Genomic DNA, 19,482 nt, shown 5'->3' with positions numbered 1-19,482 from the left:
ATAAGCTCGCGCTTAAATTGCTTTAAAATTTATAGGTTACTTGGCCTACTATTTCACGTGGGCTGCCCGGGAAGTGACCGTTACGCTCACTAAATCCACTTACTGCGTATTCTTTATCAAATATATTATTAATATTTACGCTTAATAAAACATCGTCAAAGCGCGTAGTCCAGCTCATATCAAATACAGTAAAGGGTTTAACTTTTTGGCCATCTTGGCTTATTTGCTCGCTTACGTAATTTGCGCCAAATGCTATAGACGAGTCGATGCTATCAAGCGCAAAACGCGACCATAAACCAGCTTGGTGGCGCGGCGCATTAGCAAAGCGAGAGCCATCACCGTAGGTGCTTGAAATAGTATCGCCGGTTACACCTTCAACAACTAGTGTATCGTTGTAGGCGTAGTTAGCGGTTAGCGTCCAGTGCTCGGTTAAATCGCCCACCAGCGTTGTTTCAAATCCGCGGCTTTCTACCTCACCAATATTTAAAAGTGCTGCAATGCCATCGCCCGCGCCCGTGTCGTCTGGGTTACTCATTACTACGTTTTCTTTATTAATTTGGTAAATAGCAAAGGTGCTCATAATTTTGCCATCTAGCCATTGGTTTTTCATACCAATTTCGGTTTGTTTACCGGTTTCTGGGGTTAAGTTGCCCTCGCCTTCTACATCTTCTTGGTCACCCGATGATGCTGGGTTAAAGCTTTCTGAGTAATTTATGTATAACGAGGTATTTTCAACAGGTTGGTATGTAACGGCCACGCGCGGTGTTACATCGTTATCTGAGTAACTGTAACCGGTTTCTTTATTTAGCTCTTTAAAATAGTCGTAACGGAGGCCGGCAATCACGGTCCATTGCTCGTTAATGCTTACAACATCTTGTACGTAAACGCCAAAACGGTCGGTTTCAACACCATCGCGGTTCATGTCGGTAAGGTTATAAGTACTTGGGTCGGTTTCGCCGTAATTTAAGTCAAATATGTTTAAATTAGTCACACCGTCTGCTTCATAGCGGGCGCGTAAGTAATCGTACTCGGTATCGACTATGTGGTAGTCGCCACCAAATAATACTTGGTGCATTAATTGGCCTTGCTCAAAGCTATAAACAAAGTCGGTGGTTAAGCTTGTTTCTTCGTTGGCGCGGTATTGCTTTCGGTATTCGCGTTTAATGGTTTCGTCATCAATGTTTGCTTCACCATCGCCGTTTACATCTACCCAGCTTTGCGACTCATGGTAGGCTTGGTCGCGTTCGTTATCCATGTAACGCAGTGTGCTACTTACAGAAAAATCATCATTAAAGTAATGCTTGAGCTCGGCTTGCAGCACTAACGCTTCCATGTCTTGGTAGTCAAATGCTTCATTTGCGTTGTAACTAGGGTCAACTAAAAAGTTGCCGTTGTCATCCACCGGTACACCACGTAAACGGTTACCGCCTAAGTCTTGCTTAATGTAATCAACAGTGGTGGTTAGTGTGGTTGAATCGGTTAAATCAAATAATAAACCAGCGGTAAACTCACTGTTTTTTGAATCTGCGTTATTACGAAAGCTGTCTTGCTCTTCGTAATAACCACCTACTCTGTATGCCATGGTGTCGGTTAAACCGCCGGTCATATCAAGTGAGGCGCCATGTGTGTTGTAATTGCCAAGCGTTAGTTTTAGCTCTTTACTTTGCGTATAACTTGGCTTTTTAGTCACGTAGTTGATCATACCGCCTGGCTCACCACCACCATATAACGCAGAGGCTGGGCCTTTTAATACTTCTACACGCGCTACATTAAATAATTGGGGTACACCAAAGCCCGAGTACGGGTCGCCGCGTACGCCATCGTAAAATACATTGGCATCGTCTCTAAATCCACGAAAAGTAACGCCTGAATAACTGTACTCACTTACCCCTGCTATTGAGCGGTATAAATCGGTAATATCGCGCGCGGCTTGGTCAATAATAAGCTGCTCGGTTAATACCTGCGCAGATTGCGGTAATTTAATAAGATCTAAATCCGTTTTAGTCCCAATTTTACTTTCGGTTTCTAGGTAAAACTGCTGAGCGCGACCTGTTACTTCTATTGTTTCAATTTCTTTATTTTGCTCGGCAAATGCTACATTAGAAAAAGCAGAAAAAGACGCAGCAATACTAAGCGCCAAGTATTTTTGGTTAAACATGTTGATCCTGAAAAGAGGTGTATAAAACACCGCGAATGATAACGACTATCATTACCATATGCAATGCAAATAATTTCATATTCATCCTTATTTTTCGAATTAATCGCAACTAAAATAGGTACTTAAAGACTTTTATGCTCACGTTTTATACATATTCCCTTTGCGCAGTGTTGAACCAAATAAAGAACTCAGATAGTGTGTATTTTTCATACGCTTTATAATAGCAATTCGCATTAATACTTAATCATTTTGTGGGGCTAAACGTGTCGCTACTTGTGTTAAAAAATGCTCATTTACGACTGCATGGATGCAGAAGGTAGAGAAATGCAGGAGCAATTGCCGAGAACGACTAAATAGCGAATTTATTGCCTAGCTATCAACACGTTTTTCTAGCATCAAAATAAACCGCTTAATTAAGCGAATTGGTATTAATATTAAATAACTTAAATAACTTAAATAACACGCAATAAAAAACCCGTTAGCTAACGGGTTTTTTATAGAGTTAATAACACTTTTTAACGCGTGTATTAAGACTCAATAGCCAAAAGCTCTACTTCAAAAATAAGCAGTGATGCAGGTGGAATACTGCCCACTCGCTTTTCGCCGTAGGCTAATTGGTGCGGTACATAAAATATGTATTTATCGCCTGGGCTCATAAGTTGTAAGCCTTCAGTCCAGCCTTTAATAACCTGATTTAAACCAAAGCTTATTGGCGTTTTACGCTCTACTGAGCTGTCAAATACGGTGCCATCTATTAACGTGCCGTGGTAATGCACGTTTACTTTACTAGTAGGGTTAGGTGTATTTTCGCTTTCGCCTTTGTGCAGCACTTTGTACTGTAAGCCTGAGGCGGTTTCTATTACGCCCTCAACTTTTGCGTTAGCGACAAGGTAGTCGGCTTCAATTTGCGCGTTAATGCCAGCTTGTTGCTTTGCTTTTTTACTATTTTGAAAAATTAAAAAACAAAATATAGCGATGATCACCGCTAAAATTATATTGATCATTTAGTGTTTTTCCTCATCTTCATCGGCTTCTTTATCTTCTTCGCTATCGCCATTAACTATGTCGGCTATATCTTTTAAGCGTGCTAAAGCAATACCGTTAACAGAATCCTCTGGGTATTCGCCGTCAATAATATCACCGGCATCAATATCCATTAATAAGTTAAGTGCTTGGTCTACAGTTTCTACTGCGTAAATATTAAATTTACCGCGCTCAACCGCTTCAAGTATTTCATCATCAAGTACTAAGTTAACTTGGTTAGATTTAGGAATAATAACGCCTTGCTCGCCTGTTAAGCCGCGCATTTTACACAGCTTAAAAAAGCCTTCTATTTTTTCGTTTACACCGCCAATGGCTTGCACATCACCGTGTTGGTTAATAGAGCCTGTAAGGGCAATAGACTGGCTAATAGGCAAACTGGTAATAGCCGATATAAGCGCACATAACTCAGCAAGTGAGGCGCTATCGCCATCTATATAACCGTAGCTTTGCTCTATAGCTATGTTAGCACTTAGCGTTAAACTAAAGTGCTGGGCGTATTTGTTACCTAAATAACCGGTAAGTAGCATTACACCTTTTGAGTGAATTGCTTTACCTAGCTCGGCTTCACGCTCAACATCTATTACACCATCGGCGCCGGCATATACGGTGGCGGTAATACGCGCGGGTGTACCAAACGACGTATCGCCAATGTGCAACACTGTTAAGCCGTTTACTTTACCAATGGCTTGACCTTGTGTGGCAATAAGCGTGTGGCCTTCTTTTATATCGCTTAGCATGTTTTCGCTTATTTGGCCGGTGCGGTACTGCTTACCTTCAATGGCTTCATCAATATGATGCGCATCAATCAGTGTTTGCTTATCTTGCTTGGCGTAAAAGCTGGCCTCAGCCACCAGTTCAAGCACATCGGCAAAGCGCGCCGATAATTTATTATGGTGCTCTGCTTGGCGGTAGCTAAATTTAAGTAACCGCACCATGGCGGCCTCTGTGGTTGTGCACTTTAACGTTTGCTGGCAGTACTCACTCACTTTAGTAATAAATTGGTACTGAAGCTTATCGCTACTTGGTAAATAGTAATCAAAGTCGGCAAGTACTCTAAACAGCTCTGCAAATTCTTCATCGTACTCACCTATGGTGTAATACAAATCGCGCGAGCCTAATAAAATAATTTTTACATCAAGAGGAATTAATTGCGGGCGCAGTGTAAAGCTGCTGCCTACTGAGCTGTCTTGATACGGTAGGTCGTTTTTAATTTGGTGCGTTTTAAGCGAAAGCTTTAAGCCATCCCAAACTTGCGGGTTGGCCATTACTTTTTCGGCATCCATAATTAAGTAACCGCCATTTGCACGGTGCAATGCACCAGGCTGTATAGAGCGGTAACTGGTTATAAGCGAGCCTTGCGATGTTGAATACTCAATTTTGCCAAATATATTGCCAAAGGTTGGGTTTGGCTCATACACCACAGGTGCGGCATCGTCTTCTTTAAATTCAACTAAAATGTTAGGCGCAAAAAAGTCGGTAAGCATGCCTTTACGGTCAAAATCTTCTTTGCTTTCTTCGCTTTCATCTTCATCGTCTAGCCACTCAAGTACTGCGTCGATTATTTCTACACGAATATCTTTTAAGTAGCGCAGCACTCCAATATGGGCAGCGTATTTATGCTCTAAGTCTTTTAATAATGGCTTTGTAGCTTGCTCGGCTGTGGCCTTTTTTAGATTACGCTGTTTTTCTTTTGATTCGCGTTTCCAGCGAGGCAGCTCAATCAGCGCTTCAATTAAGGCATCTTCTAGTTTTTCTATTTTTTCAAAAAACTCATCACGAAGCTCTTCATCTAGGGCGGCAAATTCGTTATCGCTTAACTGCCTGCCTTCAACTAAAGGCGCAAAACCTACGGCGTTTTTCTCTTCTATTAGCGCTACGCTTTGCTCAAGCGCCATTTCTTCTACTGCGGTAATAGCGCTGTCGTAAGCGTCGTTAAATTCGCTCTCGATTGACTTTTTTTTGCGTTGATAAGCTGGGTTATCAAACGCTGCCGGAAAGGTGTCGAGTACTTCATCTAAAAATGAGTCTATGTCGTCACTTAACTGCTTGCTTTGCCCTGCTTGCATAAATAGCGCAATTGGCTCGCGGTGGTCGTCGTAATTATTAACATACAACCACTCGTTAGGTGTGGGGCGGTCTTTTGCGTGTTGTTTAAGTTTGTCTTTTACAAGTGTAAATCGGCCATGCGCGGCCTCACCCATTACATAAACATTGTAGCCTGGCAGCTCCATCCCAAGTGAAAAGTCGAGCGCACTTTGGGCGCGTTGTTGGCCTATAAAGGTAAGTTGCTCTGGGTATGGATTGCTCATACACGTGCTAACGTGATTAGTAGAAATGCTCGGTGCGAGCTGTGAAACAGATAATGGCAGCAGTTTTTTCGTCATTCTAACTTCTTTTTGTACCAACATACTCGCTGGCTTTGGGCGTATTAAGTGGCCTACAAGCCACTTAATACATATATTTAGGGTTGTAATGCCTTACGGCTAAAATAAATACCATCACATTCAATGCACGGTGTAATTTGTGTAGCGTGATAAATATCAAAACTATGGGTGCAATTCTTACATACTAATGTGCCCATGGCTATCCATTCGCCTGCGTGATACATCCCATTGTGCTTAAAATCTTGGCTAAGGGACTGCCATTCAAGCTGGGTTTTGTCTTCTATGTGTGAAAGCTCATACCATAACGACTCTTTAAGCTCTTGCCATGCAAGCGAATTATAGTGCGATTCGTTTTCTTGAACGTGTTCTATGTCGCGCTGCAAATAACTTTTATAGAGTCCGTATTTTTCTTTGCCTAGGTCTTTAAGTGCTTGCTCAGATTCAACAAATCGGGTCATTGCATCTTTTACTTCGTGATCTTTTACATCTTTTAGCCAATTAGTTAAATCGCTAAGCCATGTTTTATAATCTGCCATTTTATACTCCATCAAAATCAAGGGCGTGTTGGCCTTTAACATAGATAAGTATAGGTTAACCTGCACTGAAAGTGAGATTTTAACAAAACCGTGCTTATACGCTGTGATTAGGCTTTTATTTGGGGTATCCTATCGGCAATTTTTTATTAGTTTGCAAGAAGTCTGGAATCATAGATGCAAGAGCAATATAACCCGCAAGACATAGAGTCAAAAGTCCAAAGTTACTGGGAAGAAAACCAGGTATTTAAAGTCACCGAAGATGAGAGCAAAGAAAAGTATTACTGTCTTTCTATGTTCCCATATCCAAGTGGCCGACTGCATATGGGTCATGTGCGTAATTACACCATTGGTGATGTTGTTTCTCGTTTCCAGCGCCTGCAAGGCAAAAACGTAATGCAACCAATGGGTTGGGATGCGTTTGGTTTACCTGCAGAAAACGCCGCTATCAAAAACAAAACAGCGCCAGCTAAGTGGACATACGAAAACATTGATTACATGCGTAACCAACTTAAGCAATTAGGCTTTGGTTACGACTGGGATCGCGAAATAGCCACGTGTCACCCAGAATACTACAAGTGGGAACAATGGTTTTTCACTAAGCTGTACGAAAAAGGCTTAGTGTACAAAAAAATGTCAACGGTTAACTGGGATCCAGTTGATCAAACTGTACTTGCCAACGAACAAGTTATAGATGGCCGCGGATGGCGCTCTGGTGCAGTGGTTGAGCAAAAAGAAATTCCACAGTGGTTTATTAAAATTACTGACTACGCACAAGAGCTTTTAGATGACTTAGACAAGTTAGAAGACTGGCCTGAGCAAGTTAAAACCATGCAGCGCAACTGGATTGGTCGCTCTGAAGGGTTAGACATTGAGTTTACGCGTACCGACAACAACGAAAAGTTTAGCGTATACACTACACGTCCAGATACATTTATGGGTGTAACTTACCTAGCCGTTGCCGGTGGCCACCCTATTGCGCAAGAAGCCGCTAAAAACAGCGATGCAATTGCAATGTTTGTTGAAGAATGCAAAAACACCAAAGTTGCCGAAGCAGACATGGCCACTATGGAGAAAAAAGGCATTGCAACAGGCTTTTACGCGACTCACCCATTAACGGGCGAGCAAGTTCCAATTTGGGTTGCTAACTTTGTATTAATGCATTACGGCTCAGGCGCGGTTATGGCAGTACCTGCTCACGACCAACGCGACTATGAATTTGCCACAGCATACGGCCTAGACATAAAACAAGTAATTGCACCGGTTGAAGGCTCAGAGCTTGAAGTAAATTTAAAAGAAGAAGCATTCACTGAAAAAGGCGTGTTAGTTAATTCTGGCGAATTTGATGGCCTTGATTTTGAAGGCGCATTTAACGCTATTGCCGACAAACTAGAAGCACTGGGTGTGGGTGAGCGCAAAGTTAACTTCCGCTTACGTGATTGGGGTGTTAGCCGCCAGCGTTACTGGGGTTCACCAATCCCAATGCTGAGCGACGAAAACGGTAACGAATTAGCCGCCACCGAAGAAATGCTGCCAGTACGTTTACCAGAAGATGTAGTTATGAATGGCGTTACTTCGCCAATCAAAGCAGACCCAGAATGGGCAAAAGCAAAGGTAAATGGCGTACCAGCAACACACGAAACAGATACCTTTGACACCTTTATGGAGTCGTCTTGGTACTACGCACGTTACTGTAGCCCGCGTCACGACGAAGGCATGCTCGACCCAGCAGCAGCTAACTACTGGTTACCAGTAAACCAATACATAGGTGGTATTGAGCACGCTATTTTACACTTATTGTATTCGCGTTTTTTCCATAAGTTATTACGTGATTTTGGTTTAGTAAATTCAGACGAGCCATTCGATCGCTTACTTTGTCAGGGCATGGTACTTGCCGAAACGTTCTACCGTAAAGATGAAAAAGGCGGTGACGTATGGATTTCGCCAAGCGATGTAAATACCGAAACTGACGAAAAAGGCCGCGTAACTAAAGCATGGCACAAAGAAGATGGTGAACCTGTGTTCTCATCGGGCATGAGCAAAATGTCTAAGTCTAAAAACAACGGTATAGACCCACAAGAAGTAATTGCCCAATACGGTGCAGATACTGTGCGTTTATTTATGATGTTTACCGCACCACCAGAGCAAACGCTTGAATGGTCAGACTCAGGCGTTGAAGGCGCGCACCGCTTCTTAAAACGTATTTGGAAATACGCAGTAGATGTGAAAACAGTTGGCTACCAAGCACTTGATAAATCAGCGCTTAGTAACCCACAAAAAGTACTGCGTCGTGAGCTACACAAAGCCATTGCAAAAGTGAGCGATGATATTGAGCGTCGTCAAACGTTTAACACTGCAATTGCTGCCATTATGGAGCTCTCTAATAAGTTATTAAAAGCGCCGTTAAACGATACGCAAGATGTTGCTATTGCTAACGAAGCATTAGAAGCCCTACTTATTATGCTTGCGCCAATTACGCCGCATTTATCGCACCAGTTATGGCAAGAGCTTGGTAAAGAGGGTGACATTTTAGATGCAGCCTGGCCTAAAGTTGACGAGTCTGCCCTTGTTGAAGATGAAAAATTAATCATCGTACAAGTAAACGGCAAACTACGCGCTAAGCTAACTGTAGCCGCCGATGCAACACAAGAGCAGGTAGAAGCACTTGCGTTTGCTGAGTCTAACGTAACTAAATTTACTGATGGCGCAACCATTCGTAAAATTATTTACGTACCGGGTAAACTACTTAACGTGGTAGCTAACTAAATGGTTAGCTTTAACACCCTTAAAAACACATTAGCCTTAGTGCTAATGTGTTTTGTGTTATCTAGCTGTGGCTTTCATTTAAAGAAAGCCTCTAGCCTGCCTGATAACCTTAAAACGCTTACACTTAAAGGTGATGATGAAAAATCATCGTTATTTTTAAACCTTAAAAAAGAGCTTAAAGCCAGTAACGTAGAACTGACACCTTCGGCTAAAAATGTTGCCCAGCTTTACTTACGCAAAGAAAGCATTGAGCGCCAAACCTTGTCGTTGTTTCAAAATGGTCAGGTGGCTGAATACGAGCTTGCCTACGGGGTAAGCTATGTTGTTAAACGCCCAGGCGAAAAAGCCATAGAAAAACGCTTTGAGCTTTATCGTAACTACCAAGACGACCCCGATCACGCACTTGCAAAAGCAAAAGAGCTTGAGCTGCTTATTAGCGAAATTCGTAAGCAAGCCAGTGGTCGTATTGTTAGAGAGCTGTCGCAACTATAATGCGCTGTTATGCTAATCAGTTACCGAGTGAATTAAATAAAGGTTTAAAACCCTTTTATTTAGTGTTTGGTGAAGAACCGTTTCAAGAAGCACAATGTGTGCAGCAAATACGCGACACGGCAAAAGCCCAAGGCTTTGATGAGGTAATTAAATTTACCCTAATGCAAGGGTTTGATTGGCAAGAAATTATAGCTCAATATCAAAGCATGTCTTTGTTTAGTGCGCGCACTATAATTGAGCTTGATTTAAACCAGCAAAAACCTGGCACCCCAGGAAGTAATACCTTTAAAAAAATAGTCGAGTTAATTAACCCTGATACCATTTTAATTGTAAAAGGGGCTAAAGCCAGCCAAGACGTACAACGTGGCGCCTGGTTTAAAGCGCTCGATAAACACGGTGTATTTGTACCATGCTACCCGCTTGCAGGGAATCATTTAAAACGCTGGTTAGATGAACAAGTAGCGCGCCTTTCTCTAAATATGCAAAACGAAGCAAAATTGAGCTTAATTAACGCTACCGAAGGCAATTTGTTAGCGTGTTTTCAGGAGCTCGAAAAGCTCTCGCTACTGCATGGTAATGCCTTAATAACCCAGCAACTTGTGATGCAAGGGCTATTAAATCAAGCCAAGTTTGATATTTTTGACTTAAGTGATGCACTATTAAATGGCCACGCCAAGCAAGCAATTAAAGTACTTAATAAACTGGCCAGCGATAACACCGAAGTGGTGAGTATTTTATGGGCTATAAATAAAGAGCTCACCAGTTTGCTCACTATTCAGCAAGGGCTTTTAAATGGCGAGCCTATCGCACAGTTATTTAAAAAAAGTGGGATTTGGAAAAACCAGCAAGGCCCAGTGCAAAATGCGATTAACCGCTTAAATATTAATACACTTGAGCAAATAAGCAGTGAGCTTGCACTGTTTGATTCAAGCTACAAACAAGGTAACTTAATTGCGCCTTACCAAGCGCTTGCCCATATTTGTATTAAGTTTTGCCAGCCGCTTGATATTCCAATGCCTTGCCACGCACTTAACTAAAGATTTTTAACATGATTGCAATTTTTGGCGGCACCTTCGACCCCGTGCATTTAGGCCACCTAAATATGGCCTCACAGTGTGTAAGTACATTTAACTTATCCACGTTGTACTTTATGCCCTGTGCCCTGCCCGCGCACAAAGCTGCGCCGGGTATAAGTACAGCGCACCGTATTAATATGCTCAATGCCGCTATAGCTCCTTACCCTCATTTTGCACTTGATTTAAGAGAGCTTAATCGCACTGGGCCCTCGTACTCATTGTTAAGTTTACAAGAGCTAAGAGCTGAGCACCCAGATACGCCAATTCTTTTTTTAATGGGCATGGACTCATTTAATAACCTCGACAAATGGTATGAGTGGCAAGCAATTACACAGCTATGCCATATAGTGGTTTATCATCGCCCGGGGCAAACATGTAACCCAAATAAAGCGCTTAAAAGCTATATCAGTAATGCCCACACTGAAGCGCCACAGCAACTTGCCGCACACAACTTTGGTAAGCTTTATTTTTTACTTGGTGAAACCCTTGATGCTGCCTCAAGCACTATTCGAGAGCAATTAAAAAAAACCAATAAAAATAATGAACTATTACCCGAACCTGTCAGTCACTACATTAAGCAACACCAGCTTTATCAAAGTGATGATTAAAACCCCCTAGCATGTTAAAATGCACGCTATTAAATTTAAAATTGAGACAATACCTTGGATTCGAAACAACTACTTGCCTTTGCACTAGACAAAATTGACGATATGAAAGCACGCGACGTGGTACAACTAGACGTACGTGACAGCTCAGACATTACCGATTACATGGTTGTGTGTTCGGGTACTTCTAAGCGTCATGTGCAATCAATTGCTGATAACGTAGCAAAAGAAGCTCGCCACGCTGGCGAAGAACCTTTAGGTTACGAAGGTCAAGACGAAGGCGAATGGGTACTGGTAGATTTAGGTGATGTAGTTGTACACGTGATGCAAGATCACGCACGTAGCTATTACGATCTAGAAAAACTGTGGGGCTAAGCGCCACTATTTTTTAATTGAGCTTGGAAGTATTACGTGAAAATACAAATGATTGCCGTTGGCACAAAAATGCCAGCGTGGGTAGAAAGCGGATTTGCAGAGTACCAACGCCGTTTTCCTAAAGATATGGCGCTTGAGTTAATAGAAATTCCGGCCGGTAAACGCGGTAAAAATGCCGATATTAAACGCATTTTGCACACCGAAGGTGAAAAAACCTTAGCCGCTATTCCAAAAGGCAATCGCATTGTTACCCTAGAGGTAACAGGTAAACCACTTGATACTCACCAGCTTGCTAAAAATATGGAAAAGTGGCAGCTCGATGGCCGCGACGTTAGTTTGCTTATTGGCGGCCCTGAAGGGTTAGCCCCTGAGTGCATTGCCGCCTCTGAGCAAAAATGGTCGTTATCTAACTTAACGTTACCGCACCCTTTAGTGCGTATTATTGTTGCCGAAAGCCTATACCGAGGCTGGAGCTTAAATAACAACCATCCTTATCATCGCGAGTAACGCCTTGTTATGATTAAGCAAAGACCCACAATACGCGACCATTCCGCTGAGGCAAACTTATTTGCACGGCGCGCATTTGTGGGTTTTATTTTTGTTTTAGGCTTAGTGGCAATTTTACTTTCTAACCTTTATACCATTCAGGTAGAAGAACATACCGACTATCAAACCCGCTCTAACGATAACCGTATTAAAGTAATTCCTATTGCGCCAAACCGTGGCCTCATTTACGACCGCAATGGTGTACTGCTTGCTGAAAACAAACCCGTTTATAACCTCGAGGTTATTCCTGAAGAGGTCGACGATTTAGCTAAATCGCTTGAGCAAGTTAGCAAAATAATTACGATTACCGAGCAGCAAAAAAAAGACTTTATTGATGACATAAAGCATACGCGTCGTTTCAAGTCGCAAGTACTAAAAGCCCGCTTAGATGAAACCGAAGTGGCCCAATTTGCGGTTAATCAGCATAAATTTCCGGGCTTTAGCATTGAGGCGCGCCTTGCACGCTTTTACCCATATGGCGATACGCTAACCCATGCATTAGGCTACGTTGCCAAACTAAACCGCAAAGAACTTAATAAGTTAGAACAAGAAGACCAAGCCACAAATTACCGCGCTACGCACGATATTGGTAAACTTGGCATAGAAAAATATTACGAGCAGCTTTTGCATGGCCAAGTCGGCTCTCAACGCGTTGAAGTAAATAACCGCGGGCGTGTTATTCGCACATTAAGTATGACCCCCCCACAGCCGGGCAGTGATTTAGTACTTACCTTAGATATCGGATTACAACAAATAGCCCAACATGCGCTTAAAGATATGCGCGGCGCGGTTGTAGTAATGGATGCCAAAGATGGCGGCGTATTAGCACTTTATTCAAACCCAAGTTACGACCCTAATTTATTTGTCCATGGTATTAGCAGTAAAGATTATAAAGCACTGCTAAACCCCGACCGCCCTCTAATTAACCGTGCCACTCAAGGGCGCTATGCGCCAGCTTCCACAGTAAAGCCGCATATGGCTATACTGGCACTTGAAGAAAACATTGTCAGTGAAAGCACCTCGGTGTGGGATCCTGGTTTTTTTCAAATACCGAATGTTGAACATAAATGGCGCGATTGGAAACGTTGGGGCCACGGCCATGTAGATGTTTACAAAGCGATTGAAGAGTCGTGCGATACTTACTTTTACGATGCGGCATACCGCTTAGGCATAACAAAAATTAGTAATTTTATGGCCCGCTTTGGCTTTGGTGACTTATCGGGAATAGACATACACGAAGAAACCACAGCCATACTGCCCTCAAAAGAGTGGAAAGAAGGCCGCTTTAAAGAGTCGTGGTGGCGTGGCGATACTATTTCAGTGGGGATTGGCCAAGGGTATTGGACTGCCACCCCTATTCAAATTGCTAACGCGACTAACATATTGGTTAATAAAGGCATAAACCACCCGCCGCATTTAGCACAAGTGGCTAAAAAAGAAGACCAAGTGACGCAAATTAATAACGAAGAAAAACCGCCGGTGGTACTTAATAACCCTGATAACTGGCGTATCGCGCTCGATGCCATGCACAATACCGTAAAAAAAGTAACAGGAACGGCCCACCGTGCATTTAAAGGCGCTAATTATGATCCTGCGGGTAAAACAGGCACAGCGCAAGTAGTGAGTATTGCCCAAGGTGAGCGTTACGATGCGAAATCACTAAAGGAGCGCCAACGCGATAACGCGATTTATATTGGTTTTGCTCCGTATGACGACCCTAAAATTGTGGTTTCAATTGTGGTAGAAAACACCGGTGGCGGAAGCTCTGTGGGTGCACCTATTGCACGTGAGCTAATGGATTACTATTTTGCAGCAAACCCAATAGAAGTTGCTAGGAATACAGCGCAATGACCGTATTAAACACCCAGCGCTCGATATGGATGCGCATGCATTTAGACTTACCGTTACTAATTGCCTTATTACTTATGATGGCAGGTAGTATCACCATAGTATATAGCGCAAGCGGCCAAGACTCGGCCATGATGATCCGCCATATCACCCGTATGGGCGGCGCTATTATAGGCATGATAGTGCTTGCACAGTTCTCCCCCGCGACTCTTAAACGCTTAGTGATCCCCCTTTACTGTGTTGGGTTACTCATGTTGGTGGGCGTATTGCTATTTGGCGTGAGCTCAAAGGGCGCTCAGCGCTGGTTAAATTTAGGTATTACTCGCTTTCAGCCCTCAGAACTTATGAAGCTGGCAGTCCCTATGATGGTGGCTTGGTATATTGGCCGAAACCAACTTCCGCCACGTCCATTACACCTAATTATTGGCTTTGTCATCGTGATGCTGCCTACCTTATTAATTAAAGAACAGCCCGACTTAGGCACCTCAATTTTGATTGCCAGCTCAGGAATATTTGTGTTGTTTTTATCGGGTTTAAGCTGGCGTTTAATTGGCTTTTTAAGCTCGATTGTCGCACTGGCAGCATGGCCATTTTGGCACTACGGTATGCACGACTACCAAAAGCAGCGCGTATTAACGTTTTTAGACCCAGAGAGCGATCCGCTTGGCTCGGGGTATCATATTATTCAATCCAAAATAGCCATCGGTTCTGGTGGTATAGAAGGTAAAGGCTGGTTGCAAGGCACGCAATCACAACTCGAATTTTTACCAGAGCGCCATACCGACTTTATATTTTCGGTATTAAGTGAGGAGTTTGGCTTATTTGGTGTGTGTGTTTTATTAAGCCTGTACTTATTTATTATCGGCCGTGGTTTATACATTGCGGTAAACGCGCAAGATGCGTTTGGTAAATTATTGGCCGGCGCCCTTACCCTCACCTTTTTTGTTTATATTTTTGTAAATATAGGTATGGTATCGGGCTTGTTGCCTGTTGTAGGTGTACCTTTACCCCTTATTAGTTATGGCGGCACCTCTATGGTGACGTTAATGGCCGGATTTGGCATTATTATGTCAATTGCGACAGATAAAAGGATGCTTTTAAAATAATGAATAAGCCTACCCAGCTGTTATTTATTTCAGCCTTAATATTTATGTTAAGCGCATGTAGTAGCGGCTCTAATAGTCGTTATCATATGGAGCACGACGCCGCACCTTTACGCGCGCCAACCGCACTTGAAATGCAAGATGCCGTTGTGGTGGATGTTAAAAAAAGTGCCAGTGCAAGTCGCCCCTACGAGGTATTAGGCAAACGTTATACACCAATGCTTGATGAAAAAGGGTATACAGAAGAAGGGATCGCTTCGTGGTACGGCCGTAAGTTTCATGGCTACCATACCTCAAACGGTGAAATTTACGATATGTTTGCCATGAGCGCTGCGCATAAAACCTTACCCCTGCCAAGCTTTGTACGCGTTACTAATACTGCTAACAATAAATCGGTGATTGTACGTGTAAACGACCGTGGGCCGTTTCATGATGACAGAATAATAGATCTTTCGTATGCTGCTGCTTATAAATTAGGCTATTACACTCACGGTACAGCCAAGGTTAAGCTAGAGGCGATTACGCTCGACAGCATTCCTGCACGTAAAACATATATACAGGTAGCTGCGGGTAGTACGCTTAGCAATATTGAAGCATTAGCTTCTACATTACGCCTGCAGTATCAAGTACCTACTAATATAGTAAAAGCAGACAACATATATCGTTTGCATTTGGGCCCGATTAAAGATGCCCAGCATGCACAAGACGTATTAAAAAAATTAAAACAAAACCAATTTCAAAACGCGTTCTTGCTTTACACTCAGTAAGACAAATACCTAAACCACGCCAAAATGTAGGATTCAGCGTTGTATTGGGGCTTAAAATCTAGGTGTTCTTTTTTAAATGGCAATCCCTTTTAAAAAATAACAACACAGAAAATCAGCCTTAGTGAAACGCCCTGAAGCGTGGTTTAAAAACGATTTATACTGCGTTATTGATTTGAACAATAGAGTGACTATTATTGACAATCAATGCCTTGTCTAAGCTGTTTTTAATTCCAACGACGCTCGCATCTCGGGGTAGTTTGGGTATAAGATGGACTAACGCGAATTTTTAACTTTAACCATTAATGAGTATGATGAAATCAATTAAACATAAAATCCTCAAAGGTGTATGCGGCTTAGTTTGCACAGCCGCCGTATTTTCAGCCAGCGCCCAAATTATTCCGGCTCCACCTCAAATTAATGCAAAAGGTTATTTTTTAGTAGACTTTACAACAGGTAAAGTTATTGCTGAAGGTGAAGCTGATACAAAGCTAGCCCCTGCAAGCTTAACTAAAATGATGACCAGTTATGTAATTGGTACAGAAATTAACGCCGGTAACATTGCACCAACCGATATGGTTACAGTGAGCGAAAAAGCCTGGGCTAAAAACTTCCCTGAATCGTCAAAAATGTTTATTGAAGTAGGCAAGCAAATAAGTGTTGATGAGCTTAACCACGGTATTATTATTCAATCAGGTAATGATGCATGTGTAGCCATGGCTGAGCACATTGCAGGTAGCGAAAGCGCATTTGCTGATTTAATGAATGCCCATGCCGCTAAATTAGGCATGAGCAACAGCCACTTTATTAATAGCCACGGTTTAGATACAGACGAGCATTACACTACCCCACGTGATATGGCGACCCTAGGTGCTGCACTTATTCGTGATGTACCTGATGAGTACGCACTTTATAAGCAAAAATCGTTTACTTACAACGGCATTAAACAATATAACCGTAACTCTTTGTTATGGGATGAAAGCCTAGATGTTGATGGCATTAAAACGGGTCACACATCAGAGGCAGGTTATAGCTTAGTAACGTCTGCAACTAAAAACGACATGCGTTTAATTGCGGTTGTTATGGGCACATCAAGCGAGCGCGCACGTAAAGTAGAAAGCAAAAAACTACTTAACTACGGATTTCGCTTTTTTGAAACAATTACACCTTACAAAGCAGGCGACAGCTTTGCAGAACAACGTATTTGGATGGGTAATAAAGAAAATGTATCGTTAGGCATTTTAGAAGATACCCCAATTACCATTCCACGTGGTCAACATAAAAACCTTAAAGCTAACTTTGAGCTAGACAACACGCTTGAAGCACCATTAGCGAAAGGCACTAAAGTAGGTACGTTATTCTTACAACTAGAGGGCGAAGACATTGCACAATACCCACTAGTAACACTTGAAGAAGTGGAAGAAGGCAGCTTCTTTAGCAAAATTTACGACTACTTACGTTTACAAATTATGTAAACGTAAAAATAACCCGACAGTCGTTGGGCTGTTAAACGAAGCGCCTCTGTTATGAGGCGTTTTTTTTTGCTTGAAAAATGCTAGAATGCGCCCCATATAAGCAGGATCACCCTAAACCTGCCAGTCACGCTTAGCGTTATACCAATTCGGTTAATTAAGTAATCTATTTTGAGGCTGGAAAAACGTGTTGATAACTTGGCTAATAAATCGCTATTTAGTTGTTCTAAATGAGCATTTTTAACGCAGGTAGCAACACGTTTAGCCCCGCAAAATGATTAAGTCTTATTGCGGATTGATATTATCTCACGTAGCCAACATTTTTTGTTTGAGGAGTCACCGTCGTGGTTCAACCTGTTAAAAATACTAAATTTGATGAGTACCTTGAGTACCCATGTCCGTTCACATTTAAAGTTATGGGTTTAGCAAACGTTAACCTTACGGAACAAATTTTAGCTAAATTACAACCTATTGCACCTGGTGACTACGCACCAAAAGTAAAGCCAAGCAGTAAAGGCAATTATGAGTCGGTAACGTTTGTTGCCACAGTGACAAGCGGTAAACACATAGAAGAAATTTACAACGTGATCAGCAACATTGATGACGTACGCCATATGCTTTAAGCCATAGTTGAGACTTGTTGTGAACGAAAACACTTTAATCGTACGCCAACTAGGCCGTCAGCGTTACATGCCAATTTGGCAAAAAATGCAAGCCTATACCGACACCCGTGACGACAGCTCGCCAGATGAAATTTGGCTTGTAGAGCACGAGAGTGTATTTACACAAGGCCAAGCTGGTAAAGATGAGCATTTACTCGCCCCTGGTGACATAGAAGTCATTAAGGTAGACCGTGGCGGGCAAGTTACTTACCATGGCCCCGGCCAACAAATGATGTATGTATTATTTAACTTGCGCCGCTTAAAAATCGGTGTGCGCGAGCTTGTGACATGGCTTGAAGAGTGCATTATTGATACCCTTAATGAGTATGATATTAAAGCCTACGCAAAAGCCGATGCACCCGGTGTGTACGTAAACGACAGTAAAATTGCATCATTAGGATTACGTGTTCGTCGTGGTTGCTCGTTTCATGGATTAGCATTAAATGTTAACATGGACTTAAGCCCGTTTTTACGCATCAACCCGTGTGGTTATGCTGGCATGAACATGGTGCAAACGAAAGAATTAAACGGCCCTCAAAACTTAGCACAAGCAGGTGAAGGGCTGGTAAAACACATGATAAAGAAGCTTAATGCAACACAGGTTAAGCATACTGAAGGGTTTGAAAACGAATGAATAAACCAGTCAAAATGGAACCAGGTGTAAAACTACGCGACGCAGAAAAAATGGCGTTGATCCCCGTTAAAGTTTTACCTACAGAAAAAACTGAAATGTTGCGCAAGCCAGAGTGGCTTAAAATTCGCTTACCAAAATCTACCGAGCGTATCGACGGTATAAAACAAGCTATGCGCAAGCACGGCTTACACTCAGTATGTGAAGAGGCCTCATGCCCTAACCTTTCTGAGTGTTTTAACCACGGTACTGCTACCTTTATGATTTTAGGTGCTATTTGTACTCGTCGTTGCCCATTTTGTGATGTTGCCCATGGTCGCCCACTAAAACCTGATGCAGCAGAGCCTGAAAAGCTTGCACTGACAATTAAAGACATGAAGCTTAGCTACGTGGTTATTACCTCGGTTGACCGTGATGATTTACGTGATGGCGGCGCACAGCATTTTGCCGATTGTATTCGCGAAATCCGTAAGCACAATCCAACCATTACTATTGAGATTTTAGTGCCAGATTTTCGTGGTCGTATGGACCGCGCACTGGAGATTTTAATTGAAACGCCACCTGATGTGTTTAATCACAACCTAGAAACTGCCCCGCGTTTGTACAAGCTTGCGCGCCCAGGTGCCGATTACAAATGGTCGTTAGAATTACTTCGTCGCTTTAAAGAAGCGCACCCAGAGGTAAAAACTAAGTCTGGCTTAATGGTTGGCCTAGGTGAAGAAATTAGTGAAATAGAAGAAGTATTACGTGACCTACGTGCGCATAACGTTGACATGCTTACCGTTGGCCAATACTTACAGCCTTCTAAGCATCACTTGCCAGTTAAACGTTACGTGCCACCAGCGGAATTTGACGCACTGAAAGAATACGCTGATGAAATTGGCTTTACGCATGCTGCCTCTGGCCCATTTGTTCGTTCAAGCTATCACGCTGACCAACAAGCTGCAGGTAAAGAAGTAAAATAATTACTTTTTAAAACGCATTAAAAAGCCCTTAGCAATTAAATTGCTAAGGGCTTTTTTG

The 19,482-nt window shown here is 42.5% G+C and carries 17 protein-coding genes; 13 read left to right on the top strand and 4 right to left on the bottom strand.

What is annotated here, in order from left to right:
• Window positions 1-22: 22 nt before the first annotated feature.
• The 4 genes from PSH41_RS07910 to PSH41_RS07895 all read right to left on the bottom strand — a co-directional run bounded on the left by PSH41_RS07910 (window position 23) and on the right by PSH41_RS07895 (window position 6,122).
• The gene (locus PSH41_RS07910) at window positions 23-2,158 is read right to left on the bottom strand and encodes a TonB-dependent siderophore receptor (protein ID WP_273588954.1); all 2,136 of its coding nucleotides are present in this window, start codon (window positions 2,156-2,158) and stop codon (window positions 23-25) included.
• Between the two features lie 527 nt (window positions 2,159-2,685).
• Complete coding sequence (locus PSH41_RS07905; protein WP_029772177.1) at window positions 2,686-3,162, bottom strand: FKBP-type peptidyl-prolyl cis-trans isomerase; 477 nt, start codon at window positions 3,160-3,162, stop codon at window positions 2,686-2,688.
• Window positions 3,163-5,586: a Lon protease family protein gene (locus tag PSH41_RS07900; protein ID WP_241232299.1), complete on the bottom strand. Its 2,424-nt coding sequence runs from the start codon at window positions 5,584-5,586 to the stop codon at window positions 3,163-3,165.
• 77 nt (window positions 5,587-5,663) lie between these two features.
• Window positions 5,664-6,122, bottom strand: a complete 459-nt coding sequence (locus PSH41_RS07895) for a zinc ribbon-containing protein (protein ID WP_004585924.1) — start codon at window positions 6,120-6,122, stop codon at window positions 5,664-5,666.
• A 174-nt stretch (window positions 6,123-6,296) separates the two neighbouring features.
• Between PSH41_RS07895 and leuS the strand changes: the two genes are divergently transcribed.
• The 13 genes from leuS (at window position 6,297) to lipA (ending at window position 19,424) form a co-directional block, all read left to right on the top strand.
• Complete coding sequence (gene leuS / locus PSH41_RS07890; protein ID WP_273588955.1) at window positions 6,297-8,885, top strand: leucine--tRNA ligase; 2,589 nt, start codon at window positions 6,297-6,299, stop codon at window positions 8,883-8,885.
• A complete protein-coding gene (locus PSH41_RS07885) occupies window positions 8,886-9,377 on the top strand; it encodes an LPS-assembly lipoprotein LptE (protein WP_024033758.1) in 492 nt (163 codons plus the stop codon).
• Window positions 9,377-10,414, top strand: a complete 1,038-nt coding sequence (gene holA, locus PSH41_RS07880) for a DNA polymerase III subunit delta (protein WP_273588956.1) — start codon at window positions 9,377-9,379, stop codon at window positions 10,412-10,414. Before PSH41_RS07885 ends, holA begins: the two co-directional genes overlap by 1 nt.
• 11 nt (window positions 10,415-10,425) lie before the next feature.
• On the top strand, window positions 10,426-11,061 hold the full coding sequence (gene nadD, locus PSH41_RS07875; protein WP_273588957.1) for a nicotinate-nucleotide adenylyltransferase: 636 nt from the start codon (window positions 10,426-10,428) through the stop codon (window positions 11,059-11,061).
• Between the two features lie 54 nt (window positions 11,062-11,115).
• Window positions 11,116-11,433 (top strand): ribosome silencing factor, encoded by a 318-nt coding sequence (gene rsfS / locus PSH41_RS07870; RefSeq protein ID WP_024033760.1) that lies wholly within the window; start codon window positions 11,116-11,118, stop codon window positions 11,431-11,433.
• A gap of 36 nt (window positions 11,434-11,469) precedes the next feature.
• The gene (gene rlmH, locus PSH41_RS07865) at window positions 11,470-11,940 is read left to right on the top strand and encodes a 23S rRNA (pseudouridine(1915)-N(3))-methyltransferase RlmH (RefSeq protein WP_121637208.1); all 471 of its coding nucleotides are present in this window, start codon (window positions 11,470-11,472) and stop codon (window positions 11,938-11,940) included.
• 9 nt (window positions 11,941-11,949) lie between these two features.
• On the top strand, window positions 11,950-13,830 hold the full coding sequence (gene mrdA, locus PSH41_RS07860) for a penicillin-binding protein 2 (RefSeq protein WP_004585917.1): 1,881 nt from the start codon (window positions 11,950-11,952) through the stop codon (window positions 13,828-13,830).
• Complete coding sequence (gene rodA / locus PSH41_RS07855) at window positions 13,827-14,933, top strand: rod shape-determining protein RodA (RefSeq protein WP_054982218.1); 1,107 nt, start codon at window positions 13,827-13,829, stop codon at window positions 14,931-14,933. The genes mrdA and rodA overlap by 4 nt, the downstream gene beginning before the upstream one ends.
• Window positions 14,933-15,697: a septal ring lytic transglycosylase RlpA family protein gene (locus PSH41_RS07850; protein ID WP_054982217.1), complete on the top strand. Its 765-nt coding sequence runs from the start codon at window positions 14,933-14,935 to the stop codon at window positions 15,695-15,697. Before rodA ends, PSH41_RS07850 begins: the two co-directional genes overlap by 1 nt.
• Window positions 15,698-16,008: 311 nt before the next feature.
• Entirely contained in the window at window positions 16,009-17,169 is a 1,161-nt protein-coding gene (locus tag PSH41_RS07845; RefSeq protein ID WP_004585914.1) for a serine hydrolase, read from the top strand.
• Window positions 17,170-17,510: 341 nt separating this feature from the next.
• Window positions 17,511-17,789 (top strand): DUF493 family protein YbeD, encoded by a 279-nt coding sequence (ybeD, locus tag PSH41_RS07840; protein WP_024033764.1) that lies wholly within the window; start codon window positions 17,511-17,513, stop codon window positions 17,787-17,789.
• A gap of 19 nt (window positions 17,790-17,808) precedes the next feature.
• A complete protein-coding gene (gene lipB, locus PSH41_RS07835) occupies window positions 17,809-18,462 on the top strand; it encodes a lipoyl(octanoyl) transferase LipB (RefSeq protein WP_004585912.1) in 654 nt (217 codons plus the stop codon).
• Window positions 18,459-19,424 (top strand): lipoyl synthase, encoded by a 966-nt coding sequence (gene lipA, locus PSH41_RS07830; protein WP_004585911.1) that lies wholly within the window; start codon window positions 18,459-18,461, stop codon window positions 19,422-19,424. The genes lipB and lipA overlap by 4 nt, the downstream gene beginning before the upstream one ends.
• The last annotated feature ends 58 nt before the right edge of the window (window positions 19,425-19,482 follow it).

Source organism: Pseudoalteromonas sp. CST2, from assembly GCF_028599385.1.
Taxonomy (GTDB): Bacteria; Pseudomonadota; Gammaproteobacteria; order Enterobacterales; family Alteromonadaceae; genus Pseudoalteromonas; species Pseudoalteromonas atlantica.
The sequence above is the reverse complement of the archived record's forward strand: the minus strand, read 5'-3'. Positions and strand labels throughout refer to the sequence as shown.

What these genes read in the sequence shown, in the direction of transcription:
- PSH41_RS07910 (WP_273588954.1), bottom strand. Translation starts at nt 2,158, where the DNA reads ATGTTTAACCAAAAATACTTGGCGCTTAGTATTGCTGCGTCTTTTTCT.
- PSH41_RS07905 (WP_029772177.1), bottom strand. Translation starts at nt 3,162, where the DNA reads ATGATCAATATAATTTTAGCGGTGATCATCGCTATATTTTGTTTTTTA.
- PSH41_RS07900 (WP_241232299.1), bottom strand. Translation starts at nt 5,586, where the DNA reads ATGACGAAAAAACTGCTGCCATTATCTGTTTCACAGCTCGCACCGAGC.
- PSH41_RS07895 (WP_004585924.1), bottom strand. Translation starts at nt 6,122, where the DNA reads ATGGCAGATTATAAAACATGGCTTAGCGATTTAACTAATTGGCTAAAA.
- leuS (WP_273588955.1), top strand. Translation starts at nt 6,297, where the DNA reads ATGCAAGAGCAATATAACCCGCAAGACATAGAGTCAAAAGTCCAAAGT.
- PSH41_RS07885 (WP_024033758.1), top strand. Translation starts at nt 8,886, where the DNA reads ATGGTTAGCTTTAACACCCTTAAAAACACATTAGCCTTAGTGCTAATG.
- holA (WP_273588956.1), top strand. Translation starts at nt 9,377, where the DNA reads ATGCGCTGTTATGCTAATCAGTTACCGAGTGAATTAAATAAAGGTTTA.
- nadD (WP_273588957.1), top strand. Translation starts at nt 10,426, where the DNA reads ATGATTGCAATTTTTGGCGGCACCTTCGACCCCGTGCATTTAGGCCAC.
- mrdA (WP_004585917.1), top strand. Translation starts at nt 11,950, where the DNA reads ATGATTAAGCAAAGACCCACAATACGCGACCATTCCGCTGAGGCAAAC.
- rodA (WP_054982218.1), top strand. Translation starts at nt 13,827, where the DNA reads ATGACCGTATTAAACACCCAGCGCTCGATATGGATGCGCATGCATTTA.
- PSH41_RS07850 (WP_054982217.1), top strand. Translation starts at nt 14,933, where the DNA reads ATGAATAAGCCTACCCAGCTGTTATTTATTTCAGCCTTAATATTTATG.
- PSH41_RS07845 (WP_004585914.1), top strand. Translation starts at nt 16,009, where the DNA reads ATGAAATCAATTAAACATAAAATCCTCAAAGGTGTATGCGGCTTAGTT.
- lipA (WP_004585911.1), top strand. Translation starts at nt 18,459, where the DNA reads ATGAATAAACCAGTCAAAATGGAACCAGGTGTAAAACTACGCGACGCA.